General features: G+C 45.9%; 25 protein-coding genes. 10 read left to right on the top strand and 15 right to left on the bottom strand.

The window, feature by feature from the left end:
* Positions 1-280: 280 nt before the first annotated feature.
* Positions 281-1,792 carry an FAD-dependent oxidoreductase gene (locus QUB20_RS06155; protein ID WP_333250919.1) on the bottom strand — a complete coding sequence of 504 codons (1,512 nt, stop codon included), beginning with the start codon at positions 1,790-1,792 and terminating at the stop codon, positions 281-283.
* Positions 1,793-1,893: 101 nt separating this feature from the next.
* On the opposite strand from QUB20_RS06155, the gene QUB20_RS06150 reads away from it, so the two are divergent.
* The 4 genes from QUB20_RS06150 (at position 1,894) to QUB20_RS06135 (ending at position 6,122) form a co-directional block, all read left to right on the top strand.
* The gene (locus QUB20_RS06150; protein ID WP_333250922.1) at positions 1,894-2,739 is read left to right on the top strand and encodes an ABC transporter permease; all 846 of its coding nucleotides are present in this window, start codon (positions 1,894-1,896) and stop codon (positions 2,737-2,739) included.
* Between the two features lie 110 nt (positions 2,740-2,849).
* Positions 2,850-3,701: an ABC transporter permease gene (locus QUB20_RS06145; protein WP_333250925.1), complete on the top strand. Its 852-nt coding sequence runs from the start codon at positions 2,850-2,852 to the stop codon at positions 3,699-3,701.
* A 51-nt stretch (positions 3,702-3,752) separates the two neighbouring features.
* Complete coding sequence (locus QUB20_RS06140) at positions 3,753-4,814, top strand: spermidine/putrescine ABC transporter substrate-binding protein (RefSeq protein ID WP_333250927.1); 1,062 nt, start codon at positions 3,753-3,755, stop codon at positions 4,812-4,814.
* Between the two features lie 219 nt (positions 4,815-5,033).
* Positions 5,034-6,122: an ABC transporter ATP-binding protein gene (locus tag QUB20_RS06135; RefSeq protein WP_333250934.1), complete on the top strand. Its 1,089-nt coding sequence runs from the start codon at positions 5,034-5,036 to the stop codon at positions 6,120-6,122.
* Between the two features lie 290 nt (positions 6,123-6,412).
* On the opposite strand, the gene QUB20_RS06130 is transcribed toward QUB20_RS06135, so the two are convergent.
* On the bottom strand, positions 6,413-8,500 hold the full coding sequence (locus QUB20_RS06130) for a thioredoxin domain-containing protein (protein WP_333250929.1): 2,088 nt from the start codon (positions 8,498-8,500) through the stop codon (positions 6,413-6,415).
* Positions 8,501-8,793: 293 nt separating this feature from the next.
* Between QUB20_RS06130 and QUB20_RS06125 the strand changes: the two genes are divergently transcribed.
* A complete protein-coding gene (locus QUB20_RS06125) occupies positions 8,794-10,368 on the top strand; it encodes an outer membrane protein assembly factor BamB family protein (protein WP_333250932.1) in 1,575 nt (524 codons plus the stop codon).
* 362 nt (positions 10,369-10,730) lie between these two features.
* On the opposite strand, the gene QUB20_RS06120 is transcribed toward QUB20_RS06125, so the two are convergent.
* On the bottom strand, positions 10,731-10,994 hold the full coding sequence (locus QUB20_RS06120) for a DUF255 domain-containing protein (protein WP_333058451.1): 264 nt from the start codon (positions 10,992-10,994) through the stop codon (positions 10,731-10,733).
* A gap of 1,156 nt (positions 10,995-12,150) precedes the next feature.
* On the opposite strand from QUB20_RS06120, the gene QUB20_RS06115 reads away from it, so the two are divergent.
* The 3 genes from QUB20_RS06115 (at position 12,151) to QUB20_RS06105 (ending at position 15,133) form a co-directional block, all read left to right on the top strand.
* Entirely contained in the window at positions 12,151-12,825 is a 675-nt protein-coding gene (locus QUB20_RS06115; RefSeq protein WP_333291242.1) for a PEP-CTERM sorting domain-containing protein, read from the top strand.
* Positions 12,826-13,633: 808 nt separating this feature from the next.
* On the top strand, positions 13,634-14,470 hold the full coding sequence (gene crtA / locus QUB20_RS06110) for a cyanoexosortase A (RefSeq protein WP_333240286.1): 837 nt from the start codon (positions 13,634-13,636) through the stop codon (positions 14,468-14,470).
* 165 nt (positions 14,471-14,635) lie between these two features.
* A complete protein-coding gene (locus QUB20_RS06105; RefSeq protein ID WP_333246637.1) occupies positions 14,636-15,133 on the top strand; it encodes a 2TM domain-containing protein in 498 nt (165 codons plus the stop codon).
* Positions 15,134-15,369: 236 nt separating this feature from the next.
* Here the strand turns inward: QUB20_RS06105 and QUB20_RS06100 are convergent, their stop codons facing one another.
* The 6 genes from QUB20_RS06100 to QUB20_RS06075 all read right to left on the bottom strand — a co-directional run bounded on the left by QUB20_RS06100 (position 15,370) and on the right by QUB20_RS06075 (position 19,131).
* Entirely contained in the window at positions 15,370-16,389 is a 1,020-nt protein-coding gene (locus QUB20_RS06100; RefSeq protein ID WP_333240290.1) for a CHAD domain-containing protein, read from the bottom strand.
* A 436-nt stretch (positions 16,390-16,825) separates the two neighbouring features.
* Complete coding sequence (petJ, locus tag QUB20_RS06095) at positions 16,826-17,164, bottom strand: cytochrome c6 PetJ (RefSeq protein WP_333240292.1); 339 nt, start codon at positions 17,162-17,164, stop codon at positions 16,826-16,828.
* A gap of 125 nt (positions 17,165-17,289) precedes the next feature.
* Positions 17,290-17,790 (bottom strand): photosystem II cytochrome PsbV2, encoded by a 501-nt coding sequence (psbV2, locus tag QUB20_RS06090; RefSeq protein WP_190733403.1) that lies wholly within the window; start codon positions 17,788-17,790, stop codon positions 17,290-17,292.
* Positions 17,791-17,944: 154 nt separating this feature from the next.
* On the bottom strand, positions 17,945-18,433 hold the full coding sequence (psbV, locus tag QUB20_RS06085; RefSeq protein ID WP_190663569.1) for a photosystem II cytochrome c-550: 489 nt from the start codon (positions 18,431-18,433) through the stop codon (positions 17,945-17,947).
* A 145-nt stretch (positions 18,434-18,578) separates the two neighbouring features.
* Positions 18,579-18,770 carry a translation initiation factor IF-2 gene (locus QUB20_RS06080; protein WP_333058460.1) on the bottom strand — a complete coding sequence of 64 codons (192 nt, stop codon included), beginning with the start codon at positions 18,768-18,770 and terminating at the stop codon, positions 18,579-18,581.
* A gap of 199 nt (positions 18,771-18,969) precedes the next feature.
* Positions 18,970-19,131, bottom strand: a complete 162-nt coding sequence (locus tag QUB20_RS06075; protein WP_333291240.1) for a hypothetical protein — start codon at positions 19,129-19,131, stop codon at positions 18,970-18,972.
* A gap of 1 nt (position 19,132) precedes the next feature.
* Between QUB20_RS06075 and QUB20_RS06070 the strand changes: the two genes are divergently transcribed.
* The gene (locus tag QUB20_RS06070) at positions 19,133-19,288 is read left to right on the top strand and encodes a hypothetical protein (RefSeq protein WP_333291238.1); all 156 of its coding nucleotides are present in this window, start codon (positions 19,133-19,135) and stop codon (positions 19,286-19,288) included.
* Here QUB20_RS06070 and accD read toward each other — a convergent pair.
* The 4 genes from accD to QUB20_RS06050 form a co-directional block, all read right to left on the bottom strand.
* Positions 19,285-20,235 (bottom strand): acetyl-CoA carboxylase, carboxyltransferase subunit beta, encoded by a 951-nt coding sequence (gene accD / locus QUB20_RS06065; RefSeq protein WP_333240294.1) that lies wholly within the window; start codon positions 20,233-20,235, stop codon positions 19,285-19,287. The two genes, QUB20_RS06070 and accD, sit on opposite strands and share 4 nt — an antisense overlap.
* A gap of 129 nt (positions 20,236-20,364) precedes the next feature.
* Positions 20,365-20,586 (bottom strand): hypothetical protein, encoded by a 222-nt coding sequence (locus QUB20_RS06060; RefSeq protein WP_333058464.1) that lies wholly within the window; start codon positions 20,584-20,586, stop codon positions 20,365-20,367.
* A 61-nt stretch (positions 20,587-20,647) separates the two neighbouring features.
* The gene (locus QUB20_RS06055) at positions 20,648-21,478 is read right to left on the bottom strand and encodes a prepilin peptidase (RefSeq protein WP_333240296.1); all 831 of its coding nucleotides are present in this window, start codon (positions 21,476-21,478) and stop codon (positions 20,648-20,650) included.
* Between the two features lie 286 nt (positions 21,479-21,764).
* Positions 21,765-22,025, bottom strand: a complete 261-nt coding sequence (locus QUB20_RS06050) for a hypothetical protein (protein ID WP_333058467.1) — start codon at positions 22,023-22,025, stop codon at positions 21,765-21,767.
* Positions 22,026-22,113: 88 nt separating this feature from the next.
* On the opposite strand from QUB20_RS06050, the gene QUB20_RS06045 reads away from it, so the two are divergent.
* Positions 22,114-23,691, top strand: a complete 1,578-nt coding sequence (locus QUB20_RS06045) for an adenylate/guanylate cyclase domain-containing protein (RefSeq protein WP_333240298.1) — start codon at positions 22,114-22,116, stop codon at positions 23,689-23,691.
* 243 nt (positions 23,692-23,934) lie between these two features.
* Here the strand turns inward: QUB20_RS06045 and QUB20_RS06040 are convergent, their stop codons facing one another.
* Together QUB20_RS06040 and QUB20_RS06035 are read right to left on the bottom strand one after the other, a co-directional pair.
* A complete protein-coding gene (locus QUB20_RS06040; protein WP_333246641.1) occupies positions 23,935-24,444 on the bottom strand; it encodes an N-acetyltransferase in 510 nt (169 codons plus the stop codon).
* A gap of 38 nt (positions 24,445-24,482) precedes the next feature.
* Entirely contained in the window at positions 24,483-25,547 is a 1,065-nt protein-coding gene (locus QUB20_RS06035) for a tetratricopeptide repeat protein (RefSeq protein WP_333246643.1), read from the bottom strand.
* Between the last annotated feature and the right edge of the window lie 56 nt (positions 25,548-25,603).

Below are 25,603 nucleotides of genomic sequence, written 5' to 3'. Positions count from 1 at the left end.
CCGTCTTTTTTGGACGGGCGGGACGCCCATCCCACAATAACAATTAAAATTGTAAGTTATTTAATTCGCGATCCTTAGCTAACCAGACGGGAATCCCCCTTCTTCCTGACATCCGTTAAATCTGACATCTTGCAACAATATCAATAAGAGGATTTTTCGTGGGGTCGGGCGGGTTTAGAGAACCTATTTGCAAGCTTTAAGGCTGTTGGCGAACCCGCCCCTACGGCTAATTGAGAATGGTGCAAGATATCTGTTAAATGCGTTGCAGAATTCCTTCTTTTTATGGCAGCCAAAAATCGGGAATGAAAGTTTTAGTCATACTGCGAGTAAACTGATTAATCTTTCGCCCAATTTGAATGTGCGGTTCATCAGCTTCCACGGGAATAATTGTCGCTTTGTTTCCGATTCCGAAACGCGAAATTACCAAATTTGCCGCTTCCAAACCAGTAACATAAGCCTTTTCCTGCGACCAAGAACCGTGGCGGGTCACAACCCAATCGCCGCTCATAAATACATTATCATAACTTGTTACCGCTGGCAACAAATACTGATAGCTGCCAGGGGCAAAATGCGTCACAGCCCGCGACAGCCGAATCGCGCTGCTGTCAATTACTTTTGCCTCCCGAAAAGCCGGAATGCAAGTCGCTAAATCCCGCTGAACTAAGGAAACTATTTCCTCATCTTTTAGGGGAATTAATTGGTTTGCGTGATAAAAGTCAGCTTCGACAACTGTTCCCGGTTCGTCTCGAAATTCGTCGTGCAAAGCATTCAAATCAAAAAACGTCCATCCCGTAGTTGAACTAAATCCAAAACAGGCATTAGAAGGCAGGGGAATGTCAATTTTTCGGTCAAACCACAGGCGAACAGCTAACACGTCAACGGCACCCAAATTCATCGCGTCCCGAAACTCTTGGCGACTTTGCAAAGCTGGGCTGCTGCTGATAATTTTTTGCATTCCGGTGACGCCAACTGCAAAAATAACTGCATCTGCATCGAAGGTTTCTTCGCCGCAAACAACGCCTGTGGCTCGGTTGTTGCTGTCAACTCTTAAATCAGTAACTCGCTGCTTTGTCAATACTTTTGCACCGAGTTTTTCCAGGCGATCGACCCAGGGACGAAAGATTTTTTCTCCGACAGTTCCGCGACACCAAACTACATCAAAATCCGGTTGGTGTGCTAATATGAAATAATACAGCATTCCTAAAGCTGCGGCGGCCGAACATTGTTCTCCGGGTGCAAATAAACCTACTAATAACATTGGCTCAAAAGCATCGCGGTAGAGTCTTGCAGAAACGCCAAACTGTTTGAAGAGTTCGCGGGCTGTGACGCGATCGTACCGGCGCCAAGCTTCGTCGGAATTGTCGAAATCTAGGACGGCGTAGAGTAAGGGCAACGCTGAAAGCCGATCGACTAATGGCAGCCTTTTAAATCTGGTGTAAAGAAAGGTTCCTAACGGTGTGGGAAGGCGCGGTTCGTCCTGAAAAATTGGCGATTCTACTTCCAATCCCGCGGGTGAATACTGACAAGAACGAGTCCAAGGTGTGAAGGGATCGAGTCCTAATTCCTTGACTAAGGAAAAGATATTTTTGTAGGGATACCAGAAGCCATGAATCCCAGCTTCTACGGAACGCCCGCCGGCGGTTTTCCACCCTGCAACTAAGCCACCCGGATAAGGGCCTGCTTCTAGCAGGGTGACATCATAGCCTTGCTGGGCTAGGTGATAGGTAGCGCCTAAACCGGCCCATCCTGCACCGACGACGACTATTTTGGGGGTTGACGATTCTGCTGACATTGCGTACCTCTTGATAATTTATTAATGATGACATAATTCATAAAATGCGGATTTGATATAAAATGTGTTGCATTATGTGCTAAATTTCGCTTGAGTAAATAATGAGTGTCAAAAACCGCCAGCAAACTAACCTGTTGCTGCTCTTATTTCCCGCTACAGCCTGGCTGATGGTTTTCTTCATTTTGCCCGTGCTAATTGTACTGTTGTACAGTTTCTTAGAACGCGGTACTTACGGCGGTGTTACTTGGATATTTACTCTCAGCAACTACCAGCGTTTGTTCAGTGGACTTTTCTTAGGAGTAATTGGGCGATCGCTCTGGCTGGCTTTTCTAACAACAGCCACTTGCTTGTTAGTTGGCTATCCCCTCGCATTCTTCATCGCCACCCGTTCTCCCCGCTGGCGCAATGCTTTGCTTTTGCTGGTAATTATTCCATTTTGGACTAATTTTTTAGTGAGAACCTACGCTTGGATCATACTCCTGCGTAGCGAAGGAGTAGTTAACACAGCCTTGCAAAGCTTGCAAATTATTAGCGAACCGTTAAATTTGCTTTTTACGCCTTTCGCTGTGGCGATCGGTCTTATTTACGGCTATTTACCTTTCATGGTTCTGCCTTTATATTCTAGCATAGAACGCTTCAATTTTTCATTGGTAGAAGCCGCTCACGATTTAGGCGCAAATGATATTCGCACTTTTTGGCGCGTATTTTTACCATTAACAACTCGCGGTATTGTGGCAGGCTCTATTTTAGTTTTTGTTCCCGCTGTCGGCGCTTTCATCACACCGGATATATTAGGTGGTTCTAAAACAGTTATGGTGGGGAATTTGATTCAAAATCAGTTTATGAAAGCCCGCGATTGGCCGTTTGGATCGGCGCTTTCTATGCTGTTGACGGTAATCATATTGATTCCTGTGTTAATTTACTTCCGCGTGTCTGACGAAACTTAAACAGGTAGATTGAGATTTACAGTTGGGTGGGGGCGGGTTTATGAGATTATTGGTCTTAGGCACAGATTGTCTGTAAAACCCGCCCCTACAGGCGAACCTATTTTTGACTAATGACTAAACTAGACTTGCTCGTGCGGGCGATCGGCAAAAAGTGGCTTTGGGTACAAGCTGTACTAGCATTAGCCTTTCTTTACTTGCCAATTCTCATCTTAATTATTTACTCCTTTAACGCCTCCAGATTCAATGCCGTTTGGCGCGGCTTTACCCTAGATTGGTATCGCAGTTTGTTTAGCAATGCAGGCGCGACGATTGCTACGAGTAGCAGTGCCGGAATCTGGACAGCACTTAACAACAGCTTGCTAATTGCAGCTATTTCGACGGTGTTAGCGACAATTTTTGGTACAATGCTCGCGTTAGCACTCGAACGCTTTCATTTTCCGGGGCGCAAAGCTGTAGAAGCTTTACTGTTTTTGCCGATTATCATGCCCGAAATTACGATCGGCATTTCGCTGCTAGTTTTCTTTACCCTAGTATTTCGGATCGTAGAAAATCTCACGGGAATTCGCCTCAATCTCGGCTTACCTACTGTAATTATCGGTCACGTTGTCTTTAATATTTCCTTTGTGACTATTACTGTCAGGGCGCGTTTGGCGGAACTAGATCCTCAATTAGAACAAGCAGCTTTTGACTTAGGCGCTAACGAATGGCGGGCTTTTTGGCGCATCACTCTCCCTCTGATTTGGCCCGCTATTTTCAGCGCGGCACTGCTGGCTTTTACTCTGTCGCTAGACGATTTTGTCGTGACATTTTTTACCACCGGCGTCGGTTCCATGACGCTACCATTATTTGTTTATGGCATGATAAAATTCTCAGTGACGCCAGCGATTAATGCCATTTCAACTTTGATGTTGTTGGCTTCCTTGTTGCTGGTTATATCATCTCTCAAAGTTCAGAAAAGTTAAAAAAATTGCTTTCTGTGTCATAATTATTTTTGTCTGCAACTAACCAAACCTATGAAACGCCTGCTGACTTTCCTACTTTTGTTTGTGATGAGTGCAACGGTGGCTTTCGGCTGTAGCCGCACAGGTGGCAACCAACAGCAAGTGCTCAGCATTTACAATTATGCAAGTTATATCGCTCCAGAAGCGATCGCCCAATTCGAGAAAGAGAACAATGTTAAAATTCAATACGACACTTTCGAGAACAGCGACGCACTCTATGCCAAACTCAAACAGGGCAACCCCGGTTACGACTTAATATTTCCCGCCGATTACATGGTGAAAGTCATGATCGCAGAAAATCTAATTGAGCCGCTGAATTTAAACAATATTCCCAACAAGAAAAACCTAGAACCTAAGTTTATTAATCAAGCTTTTGACCCTGGGAATAAATATTCCCTGCCCTACCAGTGGGGAACGATGGGAATTGGCTACAACACGAAAGAAACAAAGGGCGCTATCAACAGTTGGGCGGTGATGTTCGACCCAAAATATACCGGAAAAGTCGCGTGGCAAGACGATGCCAGATACACATTAGCAGGAGTTTTAATGTATTTAGGGTTTGACCCAAATACAACCAATCCCGAAGAGATTAACAAAGCCCGCGATTTGCTGATTAAAAGTAACAATATCATTGCAGCTTTTGTCCCCGACACCGGGCAAAATATGCTAGATCAAGGAGAAGTAAATTTGACAATGGAATGGAGCGGTGATATTTTCCAAGTGATGACAGAAAATCCTAATCTCCGTTACGCTATTCCCAAAGAAGGAACAATCATTTTTTCGGACAACATGGCTATTCCCAAAGGTGCGCCCCAGAAAGAGTTAGCGGAGAAATTTATTAACTTTATTTTGCAGCCAGAAGTCGGCGCCCAAATTTCCAATTTTACCCACTTCGGATCGCCCAACAAAGCAGCAATTGATCAAGGTTTAATCGACCCGAAAGATTTGAATAATCCTCAAATTTACCCGCCGGCTGAGGTGTTTGGCAAAATGAAATTATTGGAGGATGTCGGGAAAGCAACTGCATTGTACGATCGAGCTTGGACGGAAGTTAAAGCAGGGGCCGGAAAGTAGATATAAAACAGGTTTCTGCCGGGGCTGGTTTACTTAATTTTTTAGCTTGTTTTGGAGTTGCACCATTCTCAAGAACAGGCAAGATGCCTGTTCCACAAAGAATAAATTTCTTGTGGAACGGGCAAGATGCCCGTTCCTAAACCAGTAATTGAGAATAGTGCAAGATATCAGTTTAACCGGACTCGAACTCAGATTTTTATACTCACACATACTAACACAATGCACTCTGTCGAAGTTTTAGAAGTTTCCAAAGTATTTAAAAGTGCCCGCAGTCAAGATTTCTTAGCTGTAGATAACATCAACCTGCAAATTTACGATCGAGAATTCTTTTCTTTACTCGGCCCTTCCGGCTGCGGCAAAACTACAACTTTGCGAATGATCGCCGGTTTTGAAATTCCCACAGCAGGCGAAATTTACATTCACGGCCAACCGATGCAAAATCGCCCGCCATTTCACCGCCCAGTAAATACGGTATTTCAAAACTATGCTTTATTTCCGCACATGACAGTAGCACAAAATGTCGCTTTTGGGTTGGAAATGGAGAATTTGCCTCAGCAAACAATTCGCGATCGCCTTGCTGAAGCCTTAGCATTAGTGCAGTTAACCGAGGTAGGAAAACGCTATCCCCGCCAACTGTCAGGGGGACAGCAACAGCGAGTAGCACTAGCAAGAGCATTAGTCAAACAGCCGTCTGTTTTGCTGTTGGATGAACCCCTAGGAGCGCTGGATTTAAAATTGCGTAAAGAGATGCAATTAGAATTAAAAAAAATGCAGCGAAAATTGGGAATTACGTTTATTTATGTAACTCACGATCAGGAAGAAGCACTAACGATGTCGGACAGAATTGCAGTGATGGATGGAGGAAAACTGCAACAAGTCGGGACGCCTGTTGATATTTATGAATATCCTAAAACGCGGTTTGTTGCTGATTTTATTGGCGATAGCAATTTTTTAAGTGGTCGAGTAGTAGAAAAGCAAAACGGTAAAATAATCGTGTTGGTTGACCAGGAGTTGCCCGTGTTAGTTGCGACAGCAGAATATCTGCCCGCCGGGAAAGTTGTCACCCTGGTATTGCGGCCAGAAAAAGCTGCTATTTATCCTGCTAATTATGACGCTGAAAATACCTGGCCCGCAATAGTAGAAGAGGCTATTTATATTGGCACTGATACGCGCTATACGGTGCGGTTGACTGCTAAAAGTTCGATCGCCCTTCGCCGACAAAACTTGCACAGAGATGACTTGCAGCGACACCAAGTCGGCGACAGCGTTCGAGTTGCCGTGCCGCCGGAAAGTATTTGCATTTGTTGACAGTCAAGCGGGCTGAAGCCACTGAGATTCTTTGGAAGATTAGACCTCTTGCAAAAATAGCTGGGACGGGCAAGATGCCCATCCCACAAAAAGTTTTTTTTCTTGTGGGATGGGCATCTTGCCCGTCCGAAAATTTGCTTAAAAGGACTTTTGCAAAAAGTCTATTGAGGAGCCGATTGAAGATGTACTTCCTTCCCGGTAGGAGATAATCTACTTCTTCCTTCTGCTTCCTCCTTCTTCCTTCGCGTTTTTCGCGTCTTCGCGGTTCAATAATATAGACAGTATTGGTGCTAAACTCGCGTTTGACTTTGCAAAATTTCCTCCAACAGCCGCTCTTGACTTTTCGCAGGTTCCTTGCAAGTCAAACACTCGCAAACTAACCCGATAACACCTTCAGGCAAATCAGCCTCAATCTGACAGACAGCAGTCGGATAATACTGCGAAATCAACCCAGCAATTTGATCGGGAGTCGTGCGAATCAGGGTAGAATGCTGATACCAGTCGATCGCCGAAAGTAGACTCGGACAAGCTTGCGGAGCATCTTGTACAATACTGCTGAAAGCTTGCAAACCTTGCTCCGCGCGATCGAGATATTCCAAATTCGGGCCCAACAGCGCGAGGCGAACCAAAGATGCGATCGCAATTCCATTCGCCGCCGGAGTTGCATTGTCTATATAGCTGCGTTCCCGCACCAACAAATCTCCGCTAGCATCCTTAGCAGTATTGTAATATCCTCCCAATTCCACGCTCCACAAAAACTCATCAAATTCTTCTTGCACCTGCACAGCTTTCTCCAACCAAAACTGAGAATTCGGCAACTGTTTTGCCTCTTCCCCGTTGCCTAAAGTCAAACTCGCTTGGTGCAAATCCAACAAAGCTTTCACAAACAAAGCATAATCTTCCGACTGCGCGGTAACAGCAGATTGTCCGTCATAATTCAACCGCTGAAACCGCCCATCCGTCCACTGATTGTCTAAAATAAAATTAGCCGCTTTCACAGCTAATTCTAGATATTCCCAATTTCCAAAAACAGCCGCCGCGCGGGCCAATCCCGAAATCATTAAGCTATTCCAAGCAGCAATCATTTTCGTGTCAGTAACTGCGGGAATTCTACCCGGCCAACTGTCATTTTTAGCTTCTTGATTGTTGCGAGCTGGCGGAAAGGTTTTTACAGTATCGGGATTGCCACCGTAGCGAACTTGAAAGAGTTTAGCCAAAGCCGTTTCTACTGTATCGCTTAGTTTTCCCGGATGGCGGCGCTGCAAGACATTCTTGCCTTCAAAATTGCCGCTGCGACTAACAGTAAACTGTGCTTTAATTTCCGCCAATTCCTCAGCAGTTAATAGTTGTTCCAGTTCGGCATAAGTCCAGATATAAAATGCTCCTTCTTCCGGTTCAACTTCCTCTGAAGTGTTAAAGCTGTCGGCATCCTGTGCAGCATAAAAATAGCCTGTTGGCGCAATCATTTCTCGCTTCAACCATTCTACTGTCCCCGCGATCGCACTTTCAAAAGCGGGTTCTTGTATTCCCGCGCTCCACAAATTTGCTAAATACTCAACAATTTGACCGTTGTCGTAGAGCATTTTTTCAAAGTGTGGCACAGTCCAAGTCGCATCAACCGTATAGCGGTGAAATCCGCCTCCTACGTGGTCATAAATACCGCCCAATGCTAAGTCTAATCCGCGCTGAGTGCAGACTTGTTTGCTGTCGTATTTTGACTCAAAATTAAATCGCGTTCCCCGCAGTGCTAGCTCAGCATAAGGTATCATCGGAAAACTGGGGCCGGGGTTGCTGCCCGCAATAATTCCGGTGTTGAGTTCTAAGCCTTTTTGGAAGAGTTCGCGATTTAATTCGGCGGTTACTCCTGACAGCGCTGCCGTCTGTTGGAGGTTGCCTAAAATCTCTGCTTTGAAGGCTTCTACTTTGCCTTTTTCTGTGTCGTAAAAGCGGCGAATTGCTTGCAAAACTTCTAAAAATCCGGGGCGTCCGTAGCGCGGTTCTACGGGGAAATAAGTGCCTCCGTAGAAGGGAACTCGCTCGTCTGGAGTGAGAAAAACGTTGAGCGGCCAACCGCCTTGACCGGTCATCATTTGCAAGGTTTGCATATAAATGCTGTCGATATCCGGGCGTTCTTCGCGATCGACTTTTACCGGTATAAAATGCGAATTCATGTATTGGGCGATCGCGCGATCGGAAAATGCTTCTCCTTCCATCACCGTACACCAGTGGCAGCTAGAGTAGCCAATTGACAGGAAAATCGGTTTATTTTCGCTTCGGGCCGTTTCTAGGGCTTCGTCGCACCAGGGCCACCAGTCGATCGGATTTTCGGCGTGTTTCCGCAGGTAAAGGCTTTGGGATTGAGCAAGACGGTTGACCATAATCAAATCTACTTTTACTCGTGCTGGGTAAGCTTGTCATACCAATTTTTTATGAGGCCCCGTAGAATCTGATCCCCCCTAGCCCCCCTTAATAAGGGGAGTAGGGGGTGGGACAAGATTCCGCTCAAAGTCAACCCCTACTCCCCTTCTTAAGGGGGATTTAGGGGGATCGAGATATGTGCAACTTCACATTAAATTGGTATCAGTCCTCTAGCAGTTTAGCGCGAGATGTTTTAGTTGAGTTGTTGCTGATCATTATGTTTTAATATTAAGGCTGATTATCTCGATCTAATATGAGCTTATCATCTCGGAGAACCTTCAATCAACAGCTAGGACAATTTTTGCTGAGTGCTGCTGTTCCTCCTGCTGTTATCAAACTGTACCAAACTGAAGATTCGGAGCCAGCTTTATTAGAAACTAATCTTAACAATTTGCTGGCTAAAGCAGACCCAGAAATAGAATTATTAGTCCCGACCTTTTTAGGTAACGACAAGCGTCGGTTCTACGGCAGAGGTGTTCCGAAAAGCTTGAAGTTAATCGACAAATTTCAACTCGGCAGCGGCCGGACTTTTCTGGGAAGGCGGTCTGTAGTTTGGAGCGGTGCCGGTTGGACAGGACAGCCGACAATTACCAGAGACGGGGGAAAAACTTATTTAATTATAGGTGCTTATGACCACAATTTGCGAAAAATAGATATTGCTACTAATAAAGAAGTTTGGCGCTATAAATTTGATGATGTAATCAAAGGTTCATCAACGATTTATATCGATCAAAAAGCTAGCCCCGAAAACAGAATTGTAATTTTGCAGGGAAGCCGCAGTGGCGGTGGTGGCAAAAGTATCGTGCCGAGTTTTAGGGCAATATCTTTTAGAACTGGCAAGGAACTTTGGAAATTAGACATCAGGAAAACGCCCAGCTACAGCCGGGATAATGACAGCAGCGCTTTGTACATCGGCGGTGGCGTTTTGTTCAATGCGGGGGAAAATGCGATCGGCTATTTTCTCGATAGTTCCACAAGCAATGCAAAAATCAAACAAGGCATCAAGCAGCCAAATATCTTGTCAGAAGTACAGCTTTATGCAGCAGGAGATATCAGAAAGCACGGCGGCAACTTGGTAGCGGAATCATCGCCATCAAGGCTCAAAGATAGAATATTTATAGCTGCTGGTTCCGGTCATATTTACGGTATTAGCATTGCAACTAAAAAGATTGTTTGGGATTTTTATACTGGTTCAGATTTGGATGGAAGTGCAGTAATTTCTAAATCAGGTAAACTGTTTTGTGCCATTGAAAAACAATACATTCAGGGCAACGGCGGAGTGCTGAAGCTGAATCCAAATAAAGAACCGAATGCCAGCGTCGAATGGTTTTTGCCGACGGGGAATCGCCGAGTTTCTAGCTGGGAAGGCGGGATAATTGGCTCGGTGGCTTTGAATGATGAGTACAATCCAGGGGAGTTTCCGGCGCTGTTTGCCACAAATGCACTCGACGGCAATTTGTACATCGGTTCCCAAGATATGATTACAGGTAAAAAAACTTTTGTGCCTTGGCGAAACCAGTCTTACGATACTCCGGTAATAGTATTTAAAAAAGCGATTGGTTCTTCAATTTCAACTCCGATTTTTACCGATGGCAATAAACTGATCAGTGCGGGATACAACGGTGTTTATTTGTTCAATTTGAATTGGGAACGAGCGAAGTCGGGGGATCAGAATGCTTTGAGAAATGCTAAAGGGGAGTTTTACCGTTTGAAAGTAATAGAATCGGGGAGATTTAAGCCGGGTTTGTCTTTTGAGGCGACGCCTGTAGTTTGGGACGGAATTGTGAGGATTTGCGCGAGGGATGGCTGGATGTATACTTTGGGTTAGTTATGGGTGTTTTGTACCTCTATCGGGAACAGGCAAGATGCCTGTTCTTAAAAGGGTGTTGAAATCCGCCAATGCCACTACCTGCCGTTTAACTGCGCTTATATCTTTCATATAAAGGATGTCAGGAATTATCCGAAACCTGTTATAGCAATCCTCGCATCATTTGTGAATTTCTTACTCCCTCCCCTTACTAAGGGGAGGGTTGGGCTGGGGTAAAAAATTTACGACTTATTTAGGATTAATCTAGCAGCAGTACACGGGCTTGATTGGTCGCTGTTGATTTTACTAAGGTGGGGCTTGGGATTGTCGCTGAATGCTGGGAATGTCGATCGAACTGAAGGGAAAGAGTACGAAAAAACGTTTCAACTGTGGCGGTAGAAGAAACAGGCGGGACAGTGAAAAGCGCTTTTTATCGGTATCAAGTGCGAATTCAGGTATTGGACGATCGCCCGATCGCAAAATCCTTCACATTCCATCACCCTAAACCAGTGGCAGCTAGAGTAGCGAATTGACAGAAGAAATCGGTTGATTTTCCCTCCGGGCCCTTTCTCAGGCTTCGTCGCACCAGGCCGAAAAGTCGATCGAATTTTCGGCGTGTTTTCGCTTTTGCTGGCTAAGCTTGTCATATTATGTCCGATCGATAACCCCTAATATGGTAGGGGATCCCCTCACCAACAATACCGGCCAATAATTGACAATCCCAAAAACCCGCCCCTTGTATCTTAAAAGAGTGAGACGGTAGACGCAGGGCTGTTTCATTCTCTTGTAGGGGCAATCCCCCCGTGGTTGCCCCAATCCCCCCGTGGTTGCCCCAATCCCCCGTGGTTGCCCCAATCCCCCCGTGGTTGCCCCAATCCCCCCGTGGTTGCCCCAATCCCCCCGTGGTTGCCCCAATCCCACCAAAGGCCTAACAAATTCTGGATTGGTCGGCATTCTTGGCACGAACCCTACAAAAAGCTGGTTTTCCCTAGGGGCAATCCGACCCCTACTCCCCGTGGTTGCCCCGAAACAGCCCCGACGGTAAAGGTGTTCCCAAAACTATGTCCCAGAAAGTCCAGTCGTCCCTTTAGTCTGCCAAAGTTCCGGCGTCACAGATAATAACGAGCACCGAAACCATTGGTTTCTAAACAGAGATGTTGCACCATGATCAACAAGCCTGTTTTGGGCGGCCTCTCCTGCCCACCCCCTACTCCCCACAAGAAAACTCATTCTTTGTGGAACGGGCCCCAAAGCCGGTTCTTGGTAATGGTGCAATATATAAGTCTAAATGGCGCTGGTTGCTGAATCCGAAAGCGAGAATCCACGCACCGAATATGATCCAAGATTTTGTCCTGAGTTATAGCCCACATTCCGCAGATTCCACTGTCATCATCGGTTTTTACCTGTTTTTACCCACCAATCAACCTATCACTTAAACTTTTCTACCGTACATTCACGGATAAAAAACTTTTTAAGGGCATACTTTAGAGCTTAAAAAGAGTTTTATCAGTAATTATGCTGTGTGACACCCCTGTTTAGGAAGGTGAGTTATAGCTTTTTAAAAGAGAGAGAAGTCAGGACTAAAATCCGGATGGCAGCACCCCTATTTTTTGATGCACGCCATAGGAAATAGCTAGCTAGAAGCCATCAATTTAGGCATTTTGCCTAAATCCAATCAGCTTATTCCCAATCTTCATCGAATCTTTATCAAACCTACTTGCATTAACTTGTGCTTTGCTTTAGATTGAATATGTGAAGGAAAAAAACCTGCTTCCAGTCAACATAAAAATAAAGGTGTCAGCCATGAAAATCCAATTAAACTTAGTCAAATCTATTTTAGCTGTTGCCGGTGTCGCTACTCTTAGTGCAGTATCCGCAGCACCTGCCTCTGCCTTCAGCTTTAGTAATATTGCTAGCGATAATACATCGGGAGATGCCTATGTAAATAGCTTTAGGTTTGATGTCCTAGATAATGGCTCCAATAACGTTTTATTCAACATTTTCAATGACAATAAAGACGAATCCGCCGCCGATATCTTTATTGCTGCAGTTCACTTGGACACAGGTTCTAATACCAATTTATTGAGCAACTTTGGCATTATAAATGGTCGTGGTGTTAACTTTACAGAGGGAGCTACTCCTCTGCCACAAACTAATAACCTTGCTACTCCTTGGTCTACGGATTTTGCAGCTGGGATAACTGGTACGCGGAACGGTGTCCAAACTGGTGAGGTTTTGGGATTGAGCTTTACTGGAAATTATAATAACGTAGTTTCCGCGTTGAATAATGGTACTTTGAGACTAGGGATGCACGTCCGGGGTATTGGTAGCAAGGGCGATAGCGATGTTTTTGTCAGCACCGGCACTAGCAACACTGAAGCTACTCCTGAACCTTTAACAATGCTTGCTGCTGCCGCCGCTGTTGGGTTTGGTGCTAAGTTCAAAAAGCAACGCGCTCAAGCTCAAAAAGCTGAATAGGCGATCGTTTGAACTAATTTTCGATTCTGGCTTGATGCCAAACTGATTACTTTATGTTCGAGCTAAAAACCTGGTTTCTTGGTGAAACCAGGTTTCTTAGTATCTGATAGCGCGGCACTCTGAAAACCCCGGACTTTTAAGGCGATATGAAACGCAGTTGTAGCGTTACCGCTGTTATTAAGAGTTACAGCATATTCCATGTAGATGTGGTACACACAAGAAGAGCGATCGCCTGCTGTTTTGTGCGGATACACCCGTCAATCTGTAAGTTTTATCGACCAATATTTCGCAGATCCGCACCCGGAGGATTAACACCACACAATATAGCTTTATAGTGTGCTTCATGAACATGGAAGAGGCTGTATTTTTAATTTTGATTGATTTACTCGCTTTTTAGTCTTTGCTTACAGGGGCCCAGTAAACAAGTGCTAGGCATCCAAGCAATCATTTCGAGTAACAGTCTTTTCACTAGGTGTCCTAATGCTGAGCTATGCGTTGCATCTGAGTTTCACCATTCATCAAATTCCAGAGTGTCTACTAACCTCATCTCAAAGATTAACGGCGATTAAAATCCTCCAAGTCCTTTCCGTAGAAGGGGTTCAAGCTACTGAGTTGTCCACATCCCCTACTATTTTTATGATATCATCTAAGAATAGTCTGGACTGTTTTTTAGTTCGGAGTCTAAAACCATCGATTTTCCGTTGGTACTTCGATTGCCGAATCGGCTGGAAACCCTTATTCTAGGGTTGGCAATCAAAAACAGTCCGCAGTATGGCTCTCATCGATCAACTAATAACTAATATCTAAAATGTTCAAGAGAAAAATTTTTTGGCTCATCATTATCGCCACAGCCTTAGTAACTCTGAATATGACACTCCTGTGGAAGCTGGACGATGTTGCTCATTTTTGGATGAGTATAGTTTTTTGGTTCGCTGTGGGTTCCCTGCTTTGGGACAACCAGGATATTCTCAAACAGCGTGAGATAAAAAGTGACCTATTATCGACAATAGCAGGGACGCTATTAATAGCTTTTATTTTATTTCAAAGTGCTGTGGTTTCCAGTAAATCCGAGCCTTTTTTAAGACTGGCACCTTTTTTGTCTGGTTTAGGTGTGAGCCTACTGGCGGTAGGTTTTCAGAACTTAAAACTATATTGGCGTGAATTGGTAATACTATTTTTTCATGGCACCCCCAGTGTCATTACGTTACCTTTAGTGGATTTTGTTACCTCGCTTACTGCTAAATTTGCTTATTATTCTTTGTGGTATGTCGGTTTTGATGTAACACGCGATGGTAATTATGTTGCTTTGCCGACAGGAAGGGTGTTGGTAAATGGGGGTTGTTCGGGTATAGAGGCAATGAATTACTTATTAGGTTTAGCTGTAATTTGTTTGGTGATGTTTCCTACTAAACAAAATAAGGCTTTGGTAATAGGTGTCGCTGTCATTTTGGGTTTTATTATTAATGTTTTGCGAGTGGCGGGAATGGCATTGTTAGTTGCATCTTATCGCCTAGATTTGTTTAAATATTGGCATGAGGGTGAAGGTTCTTTAGTCGTGGGAATGATTGCGGTGATTTTGTTTGGTATCTTTTATCAATTTATGTTGAAACGAGATAGCCAACTTAGTCACAGTTCGGGAAATTAATTAGTTGCCATTTGGGGAAATATATCGGTTCTTCGATTTCCCCTCCCATAGTCAAGAGTCTCACTCAAATATCCGGGTGTTGAAATCCGCCAATGTCACTACCTATCGTTTAACTGCGTCTATATCTATGATAGAAAGGATGTCAGGAATTATCGGAAACTTGTTATGGCAACCAATGAAAGTCAAATAAGTCAAATTTACGGTTCAGAGGATGCTCAGGGTATTTTACAGCTTGCGATCGCGCGGCGACAGGATGAAGGGGAATTATCCAGAGTGCAGCTTTTCGAGATTGCAGCGGAATTGGGCATTTCCGAACAGGATATTGTGGCGGCGGAACAACAATGGTTAGCAACTAGAGGAGAAGTTCAAGAAAAGCTGGTTTTTAACTCTTACCGTCGTCGCAAATTGCAGAAAAATGTGACCAAGTACGGCATTATCAATACTTTTTTAGTTTTGTTTAATCTAGCAGGTTCGCACGAGCTTTCTTGGTCACTGTTCATTTTACTAACGTGGGGCTTGGGATTGTCGCTGAATGCTTGGAATGTTTATCAAACTGAAGGCGAAGATTACGAAAAAGCGTTTCAGCGGTGGCGGTTGAAGAAACAAGTCGGAGAGTCTATTGGTACTGCGACGAATAAGTTTATGAAGTGGTTGCAGTCGTGAGTTGCTATGGTAAAAAACGCGATCGCCCTTTCTTTTACTTCACACTCGTGAAGTAATTCGGGTTTTAACTCGTTACTGGAAAGAATAATTGTTAAGGTTTTTTCTTGAACCTCTCCCCAAGAGCGATCGCCCTTTATTGAGTTATACAATGAAGGACACTGCAAGGCTGTGTCCCTACAAATATCCCTCTTTTAGTCCCTCCCGGCAGTCGATCGCATTCTCAGGGCCCGAAAAACCTAACTTTCCTGGGGCAACTTTCCATTAGCAGCATCTTCAACCACAGGATGAATTAAAGCAGATCGAAAACCTTGCCGCATTTCCGAACTCAAATACCTGCGTTGCAAAACCTGCCATTTTTGCCAAGCTGCATAGCGATTTTCGACCAACAAAGCAGCCAATTTCGGCAACTCTTTTTCCAGATCGCGATTGACAAAATCTGTCAGAAACTCGCCTAAAACTTCACTGTCTTGAATATCGCCCAAACATTCCTGAATAGCTTTCACATCTTCGACATAAACTTCGTAAGTCTCGCTGTAAAAATCGCCAAACAGATTCATCAAATAGCGAACCCGCTTAGCTTGCTTCCGCAAATCGTGCAGAATAGTTCCCTCGGCTGCTAACTTCTGTTCGACAGCCTCAGCATTCAAATCCTTAGCAACTTTAACTTTGCCATCTTCATATTCTGTACCCAACAGCCAAGCCGGATGGAGAAAAAACTCGCTGACTTGAGGTAACAGTAAATCTGGCAAAACCTCAGCAATTGGCAAATGTTCGATCGCCTGAAACTTCGGTTTTTCCAGCCAATCCTCGATCGACTGCTTCAGCGATTCGTAGGTTTTGTGCTCTAAAATCGCCCTCACCCCTTTCAAAGCCCGGTGGCGCTGTTTGAGCAAATTCGACAAAGCCTTATCCAAAACTTCCTGTTCCTCAGTCGGCAAATTCGGGTAATAGCGATTTTGGAGACTTTCGAGCATCACATCCAAATCCCTGAGAGTTCCCAGAATCCGCCCCACCTTACCAATTTTACGTTCAGAAGCCTCTTTTGGCCAATCTAAAACCGGAGCAAAACCAGTCACAGCCGATCGCAAACGTCTCAATCCCACGCGCATTTGATGAAGTTCTTCCGCGTCTTTGTCTTTGATAACTTCAGCCTCGTGCGCTACACTTTTGCGGAAATATTTCTCAATCGCCCCAGATGCAGCGTCTCCGAGAGTTTTAACTGGAGTTTTAACTTTTGCTGATGTTTTTACGTTCATGGCAGGTGTAGATTCCAGATCCCCGATCGACTTTAATTTGGATTTCAAGGCTTTGGTAGTAAAGGGTTTACATCCTAGCACACAACTCCAATTTATGACTGGCTTCAATACATGAATCTTAATATTAGGTGCTTGACAGTTTATACAAAGTCAGCATTTAGCAATCTCAAATCTTTAAATCTTCAAATCTTCAAATCTTCAATTCTTCAATTCTTCAATTCTTCAATCCAAAATCTAAAATCTAAAATCTAAAATAAAATGTCCCTCCCTCGCCCTTGAGCTAATAAAAATCGGATTTCTGGCGCGCTTTCCCAAATAGGTTAAGATTGCTGCAAACCGATGTTTATTCGCCAAAGGGTGAGAGAGGGTGCGATCGGGAGGACAAGTTTTAAATTAAATCAAACCCGCCCAGGTTGCCCGACTTCCAAGAGGCAGTTTAGCCTTTCCAGTCTTTCTCAGATTGCTCGAGCACGTAGGTTGCTACATCGTCGATTTGTTCGGGCTTCAAGCGGCCGGCGAAAGCAGGCATAGCATTTTTGCCCTTAGTTACCTGAGTGGTAATAGCTTCCAGAGAATTCATGCCGTACTTCTCAAGAGCAGTCTTTTTCAAGGTTTTCTGGGCCATAACCACGTTGCCGCCACCGATGTGACAAGCAGCACAGTTGGAGCTAAAGATTTTAGCTCCTTTAACAGCATCACCTGCCAAAGCAGGGCGACCAAAGCCGACGGTAAAAATTGCGAACGCTAATAGGGCGATCGATAAGAGTCTTTTCAACGCAGTTCTCCTCTAATGGACACGCAAAGGGTGATTCTTTAGATATTTTACCTGTTAAAACAGGCGCGATCGCACACTCGTATCGCCTTCTTCCGAGTAATTTACCACTTTTTGGCAGTGGCAGTTCAACTCTCAAAATTCTCCACGCCCCAGCCCGGAGCTTTCTGAGCGGCCCGGATCACAAAAGCCGCTAAATTTTCAATCTCAGCCTGTGGCATCCAGCTTTCCGGCACTTGGCGGCACCAAAAAGTCTCCTCAGTACCGTCATAAGTCATGGGTTCTCTCAGATACGCCACCAAACTATTGATGTTGTTGCGGGGAGGGGTTGCCCCCTTGAGGTCAGCCAAAGACAGAGATATCGTCGGATCGGGCAAATTAGCACCTCCGACGTGACAATTCAGGCAACTTTGCTCGAACAACACCTTGCCCGCAGACAAATCCTGAGCCGAAAACAAGCGAGTATGTCCCTCAGAGTCCAACTCCAAAGCCACAGGTTCGCTGGCTTGTAAATACCTATTCACGTAAGAATCGGCAGCAGCCAAAACAGGTTGAGGAGCCAACAGCACGAGTGGCAAAATAATTAACATCCCCAACAGAAAGCAGACAAAAGCACCACGACGCAGCATGAGGGACTACAACCTTTTGCGAGAATCAATGAGCCGGACGTAAATTTTAGATTTCAGATTTTAGAGCGAAAAACGACCAGCCAGCAATCCTTGCCGAACTTCAGCCCTCTCCCAATCCAAAATCCAAAATCCAAAATCTAAAATCTAAAATCGATTAGCGAGCGCCTTTGCCACCAGCCCACTGCTTGGAGACAATTTTTGGCTGCAACAGAATGTGACCGGCAATCGCGTACAAATCGTCATCCGAGAGATTTCTCATCTCAGCGAAAATATCCGCACTCTTCATGCTCGGATGCAGTTCCGAAATTTCCTCAAACCCGTCATAAGTGGTGGGATTTTTCATAAAGTCCACCAGGGACTCAATATTATTCCGGGGCGGGTTGGCCAAAGCCAGAGTTTCCGGGCTCAAATTCACGTTCGGGTCAGTTTTGGTCATGCCCGCAGCGTGACATTGAGCGCAAGCCGAATTGAACAGGCGTTTGCCTTGCTCAACTTGTTTGAGGCTCAGCACCACTGGAGTACCCTTGTCATTCAAAGGCAGAGTGCGAAGTTCAGGACTCAGTTCGATAGCCATCGCACTGCTGACAAATAACTGAAATGTCAAGAATACAGCGGTCAGAGCAATGAAATATCTTTTAAGCATGGTTCTCCTTAAAAAAATCCGGCAAATTATTGAACGCTAAGAGAGCATAGCTGGCAAACAGATTTCTGTTCAAAATTCCCTCCTTCTGCGACAACTGGCGAAAGTTTGTGCAGCCATACCTTTAAAGGTAGAGGAATTTTGCGCTCTAATCTGCAAGAAGTTTTGAGTCGCGCCTTTTTTCGAGAGTGGACATAATTGCCTTAACATCCTCCAAAGCCAAACGGGTTTGAGGGTGCTTGTAGGCAATTTCCAACTCATCGCACAAGCGGATCACCTCTTCAACAGGGACGTTGAAGTCCTCTGCTATTTCTGCGATGGACAGGTCTGCAAAACCCATAATTTTTAGGTCGCTGACAGGTCAAAATTGAGTTGACGGCTATTAACTGAAAGCCGGACAATTTTAGAAAGCGCTGTTAGCTTGTTCTGTTAGTTTGTTCTGAGATTTTGTTCGATCTATCGCAAGCTAACTAACCGCTAACTGCGACTAGGCATTTTTGCCCAGCCTAACTTCAGGGCCAATCAACTTCCGATCAATATCATCCCACTGCTGGGTCGTTATTACCAATAGGAGTTGGGCGGCCGGGGATCAAAACCCGGTGTCTGCGTGAATGTCTGGCTACCTCACATCTTGCACCATTCTCAAGAACAGGCTTTTCGGCCTGTTCCACAAGAAAATTCACTCTTTGTGGAACAGGCATCTTGCCTGTTCCTAAAAAGCTTATTGAGAATGGTGCAACATCTCAGGCTACCCAACTCAATATTTTTCCTCGAAGCCGGGTTTTGAGCAATTCCTCAGAAATTTTTCGTCTCTCCCCCGGACTCACCAACAGACAATCCTCCGGCGCGGCAGCTTAGGGAGAAAGTTTGAAAGCGTGAGTCTGCGGGGGCAAAGCGTGGCTATCGCTGCCATTGAGGGCGGGGAATTCCGAGTCTGCCAAGAAAGGCTGGGGCTGGTGGAGGCTGATAAGCTGACCGAGAGTTTTCTTTAATTGAGTCCGGGGTACAATCAAGTCTACAAAACCGTGGGCGAAGGAGTATTCGGAAGTTTGATAATTTTCCGGCAGCTTTTCCCGCAGAGTTTGCTCGATTACCCGGCCGCCCGTAAAGGCTACAGTAGCTTTTGGCTCTGCAATTATAATGTCTCCCAGCATGGCAAAACTGGCGGTGACGCCGCCGGTGGTCGGGTGGGTCAAAATCGGGATGTAAAGCAGTCTCGCTTCCCGGTGGCGTTCCAGAGCTCCGGAAATTTTAGCCATTTGCATCAAGCTGAGCATTCCTTCTTGCATTCTTGCACCACCGGAAGCGCAGACAATAATCGCGGGCAGGCGTTCCCGCGTGGCGTGTTCGATGAGGCGAGTCAGCTTTTCTCCGACTACTGAGCCCATGCTGCCGCCGATGAACTGAAATTCCATGACTCCGAGGGCGACTGGCAAATTTTCGAGTTTGCCGATGCCTGTTTCTACGGCGTCTAGGTGGCCTGTTTTTTCTTGAAATTCTCGGAGTCGATCGCTATATTTTTTGCGATCGCGAAATTTCAGAGGATCTGTGGCGTGCAGTCCTTCGTTAAGGGGCACCCAGGTGTTGGGATCGATCAACTGCTCGATGCGATCGTCACTGTAAACTCTGATATGATGCCCGCATTCCAAGCAAACCATTTGATTTGCTCGCAGGTCTTTGGTATAACTGAGGGCACCGCAAGCTTCGCATTTATTCCAAAGTCCGTCCGCAATTTCTCGTTCCGGCCGTTCTTGGGAGTTCGGTACTGATTTTCGTCGATTTGCAAACCAATCAAATAGAGACATTAAAACTTGGTAATTGGTAATTGGTAATTGGTAATTGGGAATTGGTAATTGGTAATTAGTAATTGTTAGTTGTTAGTTGCTAGTTGTCAATTGCTAGTTGTTCAGTGACTAATGACTAATGACTAATGACTAATCACCCGCTTCTGGCTCATCTTCAACGGGACTGATGAGGAGCGATGCTGTTCGCTGGTGTTCTGGAAGAACTTGCAGGGCTGTAGCACTTCCAGCCCCCAAATAAGATGCTATGCCCAAGTCTACAATCCGGGCCGGGATTTCATGAGCAGCTAGGAGCTGCTGCATTAATTCCGCTTCCCAACGAAAGCTAGTTGTTGTAAGTGTAATCCAAGACACGGAACAATTTTACCAATTTTTGAGACAATGTTATGTTCGATCGCGCCTGACTGCCTGCCGATCAGAAACTAAAATTCGGGAAAAACAACTGCAAGTAAGTAGATAAGATCGCTTCGCCCCACAGAGCAGTAATTGCTGCACCGAGAGCCAGAAACGGGCCGAAAGGCATGGGTTGACGCCGATCGAGCCAGCCGAGGGCGATCGCCCCGCCACCCACAAAAGCCCCGGCTATACAGGCGATAAATCCCGCTAGCAGCAAGTATTTCCACCCCAGCCAAGCTCCCATCAAGGCGGCCAATTTGGTATCTCCGGCGCCCATAGCATTCTGCCCCAGCCCGATCGTCCCGGCGAGTCCGATCGCGTCAAACAGCCACAACCCGACAACTGCTCCCGCGATCCCATCGAGTACCAGATAGTTTACCGAGTCGATCGGACTAAATGTCGGCCACAAACCTTTCGCCATTTGGAAAACCAATCCGAGCACCAAACCCGATCGAGTTAAAGAATTAGGCAAAGTCATTGTATCGCAATCAATCAAAGACAAAGCCAACAGCCAGCTAAACAAAGCCCAAAAACCAAGAGTTTGCACTGTTACGCCAAACCGCCAAAAGATTAGCAAAAACAGCAAACCCGTAGCTGCTTCCACCAGTGGATAGCGGACAGAAATCCGACTGCGGCAGTGATTGCAGCGGCCTCGGAGCCACAGCCAACCGAAAACGGGTATATTTTCGTAAGTTCTGAGTTGATTTAAACATTTGGGACAGCGAGAAGGAGGGTTGATCACCGACAAACCCGCAGGCAACCGATAGACTACCACATTTAGAAAGCTGCCAATAGCCGATCCGACAATAAAGACGATCGCCATGACAAGGCAATTAAAGATTATTTCCATTAAGTTGACTGTTGACTGTTCACTGTTGACTGGGGTTATGTATCACTTGTTACTTCTCAATAGTTAGTTCTCAGTTGTTAGAGCTTGTACGGTCAATTACCCATCATAAAAGGTATTAATAGTCAAGAATGCAAGTTTTCATAAAATCCTGAAAACATGGCTCTTCACTAGAAACCTATTTTAGTGCGAGCGTTCGAGCGGACATAATATTAGTGACTAATTACCAATTCCCCATGCCCAATGCTTAATTATCAATTACCAATTACCACCAATGACCAATTAGCAATTAATACATTTGAGATTCAATTTCCTCAAAAGTAACAAAACGTTCACCGGGCAATAAAATCGGCTGCGAAGCAAAAATTACCTGACCTCGATCGCTTCCTTGACTGACAACTACACCCGCCGGACGCTGCATCTGCTCGGAATGCACTTTCAGATACATACCATAGGCTGATCGAGCAGCTCGGATCAAATCGGGAGCTAGCAAGCTGTGACGTTCGGAAGTTTCTCTAGTGGGTTGTGGGTTTGGCTGGTATGGAGTCACTGGAAACTTATCATAATGGTATAGGTCGAGTTACTGGTGTAGCATCTCGATCAATAGAACTTACCCTATTTTTTAAGAATAAACTTAGGTGGAAATTATTAATAGATTAACCTACAATCCTCCCCTGGCTGCGATCGAACTGCGACTGCGATCGCTCCTTTCCGCCCAACTGTACGCTGCTGCGTGGGTAGATCCGTCCCCCGCAACGCTCATGGGGGTTTTCGATCACCTGCGAACTCTGCGCTACATCCTCCACGACTACGTGCCCAGGCCCGTGTCCGAATCTCCGCCCAACCCAGGCGAGGTGCGCTACCAGTGGCAAACAGGCACCTTGCTGTTCACGGATTTGGCAGGGTTTACCTCGCTGTTGGAAGCGAACGCTACCCAGGGGCGCAAGGGAGCTGAAACCCTGCTGGGCGTGATTAACGACTATTTTGCCTCAATGATTGAAATTGTCAGCAAATCGGGCGGGGATTTGCTGGAGTTTACCGGAGATGCGATGCTGGTGCAGTTTCCGTCAGGGGTTTACCAAGAGGATACAGCGAGGGCGGTGCGGGCGGGTTTGCGGATGCAGCGGGCGATGGCTGAATTTGCCAATATTGAAACGGCGCGGGGTGTTTTGTCTTTGAGGATGCGGGTGGGCATCCACTGCGGGCGCTATATTAGTGCTGACATCGGTACGCCGCTGCGGATGGCTCACGTACTGCTGGGGCATTCAGTCCAGCAAGCCAAGCAAGCTGAGGGTTCTGGGACTGTGGGGCGGGTGTGTGTGACTGAAACTGCTAGAGAGTCTTTGGGAGAGCAATTTCGTTTTGAACCTGGGAAGCAGGGTTATTTTTTGGTGGCGGACGATTTAACGGACGATCGACTCGGAGAGTATGATATCACTTTGACTGGGCGGCGGATGCCGAGTTCGGTATTGCTCGATCGCAGCGTTGCGGGCTTGGTAAAAGAAATCGGGGAAGCTGTGAATCGGCTTGAACCCCTTGCTAGTTATATTCCCAAAACTATCCTGAGACTGCTGGTGGAAAATGCAGACAGGCGGAAAATTCCGCCGGATTTTCCTGAACCGACGGTGATGTTTGTCAACTTGATTGGTTTACCAGAGTCTGTAGACAAAGCTTCGCTGGAGGAAGAAGTCAATCTGATAGTGGCTTTTTCTAGAGTGTTTGCGTCGATCGATGCTGTAGTCTCAGCTAAAGGGGGCGTGTTGCAAAAAGTAACGGCGCACTTAGACGGTTCGGATATGCTGATTTATTTTGGCGTGCCCGACGCTAACAGGGATGACGCCAGCCGCGCGGCTAGTGCGGCGATTGCGATCCGAGATATGATTGCAGGTTTGCCTCTGGTAATTATCGCGGGTGAAGAAGTAAAAGTAAGCTGTCAAATTGGGCTATCCCTGGGGCCGGTGTTTGCTGCTGAGGTTGGGGAACCGCGAGGGCGCAGGGAGTTTAATATTCTCGGCGATACGGTGAATACGGCGGCTCGGTTGATGAGCAAGGCGGGGGAAAACCAAATTTTGATTGGTGAAAGGGTGTGTGAGTCGATCGAGCTAAACTTTATTTGCGAGGCTTTGGGATCTGTTGCTCTGAAGGGGAAATCTGCTCAAACTCCGATTTTTGCTTTGCAAGGTGCAAAAGGGGAGAAGGGGAAAGGGGGCGTTTAAATAACTTTGCTGGGCAATAGTTGTACAGGTTTTATGGTTCACAAAGGCAAGTACAGCACAACCTTTTTCCACTGTGACTACTAAATGTTATTTTTATATTTTTTTACGATACATCACGATAAAAACCGCCACTGCGTCAGATCAGTTCCGGTTGCATCGGAATGATTTAACCGCAGAGAACGCAGAGAACGCAGAGGGAGATCAGAGAGAGATGAATAATTCCGATGAATGACGGAATTAATATCACTCGCATAGACTAAACTCCGATCGATATTTCACCGTTCCGCTGCAATCCTGCAAGGCTCCGCTTTCTAACTCCAACACCATAAATGCTTCATCGGGCACATCATATTCACATCCCAAGCTCTTCCTACTAGCAGGAATGAACCCAAAACGCGGATAAAAATCTGGATGACCGAGCACAACCACTGCCTGAAATCCCGATCGCCCGCACTGTTTTAAACCTTCCCGAATCAGCAGCGTTCCTATACCTTGCCGCTGGTATTCTGGAAGAACTGCGACTGGTGCCAACCCCAGAATCGACAAATTCCTAGCACATTTTCCTTCGACGACAACCGGACTGAATAAAATGTGTCCGACAATGCGATCTGATTCTACCGCAACGAAGGAAAATGTAGATGCAATTCCCCGCAATCGATCGACTAGATTTGCCTCATTTTCTCGTCCGAATGCCACAATATTAACGTTGCGAACAGCTTCTACATCTTCTGGCTTTTCGGTACGGATATCCATAGCTTATATTGATTGATTGTTCTAGCAACTCACAGTCATTATTGCGGTACAAGCTGACTGGAAGACAATCGCTTAATGCCCTCCCTCGCTGTAGTTTCTCCGGCTTTGTCACCGCCCTCACGAGCAATTTTTAAAGCTTCCTCGTAGGATTCGAGAGCTTGAGCATTTTGACCGAGACTTTCATGAATTGCGCCCATATTGTTGAGCAAGCGTCCGATACTTGTCTTGTCGCCGATTGCTTCTAACATCGGTATTGCTTGCTGAAAATATATCAGCGCTTGAGTATCTTTGCCGAGTTTGCGGGAGGTAAGTGCCATGTTGTTGAGGAGGCGGCCGACGCCAGCCCTGTCTCCGATTTCCCGGCGAATTGCTAAAGCTTGGTGGTAAAATTCCATCGCTCTATTAAAGTCGCCGATGTTGTAGTAGACGCCGCCCATATTATTGAGGGTACGGCCTAAATCGCGTTTATCGCCGGCGGCCGTGCGAATCGTTCGCGCTTGCTGGTAAAATTCGATCGCCTTGGCATAATCTACCTGTTCTGCGTACACGGCCGCGATGTTGTGGAGGGATTCTCCAATTTCAATTTGGTCGTCGGTAGTTTTGGCAAGTTCCAAAGCTTCTTGGTGCAGTTTCATCGCTTCGGAAAAATTGTCCCCAATCCGGTTGACGAAACCGATGAGATTGAGAGTGCGCGCGATACGACGCCCTCCGCTGATTTCTCGGTGAATGACTAAAGCTTGCTGCAGAACTTCCAAAGCTTTGGGCCTCAAACCCATTTCACCATAAACTTCCCCCATATTGTTGAGGGTTTCTCCGATTCCCGCTTGGTCGCCTAGTTGCTTGCGGATTGCCAAAACTTGCTCAAAAGTCTCGATTGCTTCTCGAAACAAACCCTCGCGGTGCTGTTTTACTCCTGTTTCAAAGAGTTCGTCTGCTTGCGTTTTGGGGTCAGTTGCCTGAGCCTGGTCGCTCGCTTGGGCGCGCCTCGCATTTATAATTGGGGCATAAGCGCGGGCGTCTGAAATTGCCAGCAAGCTGAGTGCGGGCGATAACACAATACTTATAGCTGCGAGATAGCTGAAGTGGTAAGAGCGGCGGTGCACCGATCGAGTCCTCCAATAGCTAAGTGATAACTATTAAGATAGAGCTTTTTGGGGTG

The organism is Microcoleus sp. B4-C2, assembly GCF_036705265.1.
GTDB lineage: Bacteria > Cyanobacteriota > Cyanobacteriia > Cyanobacteriales > Microcoleaceae > Microcoleus.
The sequence above is the reverse complement of the archived record's forward strand: the minus strand, read 5'-3'. Positions and strand labels throughout refer to the sequence as shown.

Bases quoted from the DNA above. Each gene is read 5' to 3' on its own strand.
- QUB20_RS06155 (WP_333250919.1), bottom strand. From the start codon at position 1,792: ATGTCAGCAGAATCGTCAACCCCCAAAATAGTCGTCGTCGGTGCAGGA.
- QUB20_RS06150 (WP_333250922.1), top strand. From the start codon at position 1,894: ATGAGTGTCAAAAACCGCCAGCAAACTAACCTGTTGCTGCTCTTATTT.
- QUB20_RS06145 (WP_333250925.1), top strand. From the start codon at position 2,850: ATGACTAAACTAGACTTGCTCGTGCGGGCGATCGGCAAAAAGTGGCTT.
- QUB20_RS06140 (WP_333250927.1), top strand. From the start codon at position 3,753: ATGAAACGCCTGCTGACTTTCCTACTTTTGTTTGTGATGAGTGCAACG.
- QUB20_RS06135 (WP_333250934.1), top strand. From the start codon at position 5,034: ATGCACTCTGTCGAAGTTTTAGAAGTTTCCAAAGTATTTAAAAGTGCC.
- QUB20_RS06130 (WP_333250929.1), bottom strand. From the start codon at position 8,500: ATGGTCAACCGTCTTGCTCAATCCCAAAGCCTTTACCTGCGGAAACAC.
- QUB20_RS06125 (WP_333250932.1), top strand. From the start codon at position 8,794: ATGAGCTTATCATCTCGGAGAACCTTCAATCAACAGCTAGGACAATTT.
- QUB20_RS06120 (WP_333058451.1), bottom strand. From the start codon at position 10,994: ATGACAAGCTTAGCCAGCAAAAGCGAAAACACGCCGAAAATTCGATCG.
- QUB20_RS06115 (WP_333291242.1), top strand. From the start codon at position 12,151: ATGAAAATCCAATTAAACTTAGTCAAATCTATTTTAGCTGTTGCCGGT.
- crtA (WP_333240286.1), top strand. From the start codon at position 13,634: ATGTTCAAGAGAAAAATTTTTTGGCTCATCATTATCGCCACAGCCTTA.
- QUB20_RS06105 (WP_333246637.1), top strand. From the start codon at position 14,636: ATGGCAACCAATGAAAGTCAAATAAGTCAAATTTACGGTTCAGAGGAT.
- QUB20_RS06100 (WP_333240290.1), bottom strand. From the start codon at position 16,389: ATGAACGTAAAAACATCAGCAAAAGTTAAAACTCCAGTTAAAACTCTC.
- psbV2 (WP_190733403.1), bottom strand. From the start codon at position 17,790: ATGCTGCGTCGTGGTGCTTTTGTCTGCTTTCTGTTGGGGATGTTAATT.
- psbV (WP_190663569.1), bottom strand. From the start codon at position 18,433: ATGCTTAAAAGATATTTCATTGCTCTGACCGCTGTATTCTTGACATTT.
- QUB20_RS06080 (WP_333058460.1), bottom strand. From the start codon at position 18,770: ATGGGTTTTGCAGACCTGTCCATCGCAGAAATAGCAGAGGACTTCAAC.
- QUB20_RS06075 (WP_333291240.1), bottom strand. From the start codon at position 19,131: ATGCCTGTTCCACAAAGAGTGAATTTTCTTGTGGAACAGGCCGAAAAG.
- accD (WP_333240294.1), bottom strand. From the start codon at position 20,235: ATGTCTCTATTTGATTGGTTTGCAAATCGACGAAAATCAGTACCGAAC.
- QUB20_RS06055 (WP_333240296.1), bottom strand. From the start codon at position 21,478: ATGGAAATAATCTTTAATTGCCTTGTCATGGCGATCGTCTTTATTGTC.
- QUB20_RS06040 (WP_333246641.1), bottom strand. From the start codon at position 24,444: ATGGATATCCGTACCGAAAAGCCAGAAGATGTAGAAGCTGTTCGCAAC.